Origin of the sequence: Anaerosacchariphilus polymeriproducens (genome assembly GCF_003363435.1) — a bacterium.
GTDB lineage: Bacteria > Bacillota > Clostridia > Lachnospirales > Lachnospiraceae > Anaerosacchariphilus > Anaerosacchariphilus polymeriproducens.
In genome coordinates this window covers 1-746 of the sequence record NZ_QRCT01000044.1, presented here as the reverse complement: position 1 = coordinate 746, position 746 = coordinate 1, and the positions used below count along the sequence as shown (strand labels likewise).

Sequence of the window (746 nt, the reverse complement as noted above, 5' to 3'; positions counted from 1 at the left end):
CAAACGAAGTCTGAATTTAGTGGAAGGATGAAGGAATTCACTGTTTAATTATCCATGTTCAAAAGTCCGTAAAAGGGAAAAGACAAAGGAAAATATTTCTGGTGGCGATGCGCTTAGGGGGAACACCCGTACACATCCCGAACACGATGGTTAAGACTTAAGCGGCCGAGAATACTGCATTGGAGACGATGTGGGAACGTAGGTGGCTGCCAGATTAAAAAAAGGGCTTATAGCTCAGCTGGTTAGAGCGCACGCCTGATAAGCGTGAGGTCGGTGGTTCGAGTCCACTTAAGCCCAGTCAAAAGCGAAAGGCATAGGAGGAAAAGCTCACTTAGGCCCGGTAGAAAGAAGAAAAGAAGATAAAGACCAACCCATGGGGGTATAGCTCAGTTGGGAGAGCACCTGCCTTGCAAGCAGGGGGTCACGAGTTCGAATCTCGTTATCTCCATTCGATGCGAAAGCATCAAAACCAAAGAAAGAAACATGGTTATGTACCTTGAAAACTACACATGGAAGAAATAGAGTAAAGATAGAAATATCTAGACAAGACATCCGAGAAGTTATGTGAAAAATCATAACACAGAGACAACTGTAAACAAGATCGAGAGATCGATCGGCCTGAAAGATGTTTTATTCTACGCTAGGAATAGAACAAGGTCAAGCGAATAAGAGCGCAGGGTGGATGCCTTGGCACTAAGAGCCGACGAAAGACGTGATAAGCTGCGAAAAGCTTCGGGGAGGAGCAA

The 746-nt window shown here is 45.2% G+C and carries 2 tRNA genes and 2 rRNA genes; all 4 read left to right on the top strand.

The window, feature by feature from the left end:
* The first annotated feature begins 97 nt into the window (after window positions 1–97).
* A 5S ribosomal RNA gene (gene rrf / locus DWV06_RS12595) occupies window positions 98–215 on the top strand.
* 8 nt (window positions 216–223) lie between these two features.
* A tRNA-Ile gene (locus DWV06_RS12590) sits at window positions 224–297 on the top strand.
* Between the two features lie 78 nt (window positions 298–375).
* A tRNA-Ala gene (locus DWV06_RS12585) sits at window positions 376–448 on the top strand.
* A gap of 207 nt (window positions 449–655) precedes the next feature.
* Window positions 656–746, top strand: a 23S ribosomal RNA gene (locus DWV06_RS12580); the annotation flags it as partial.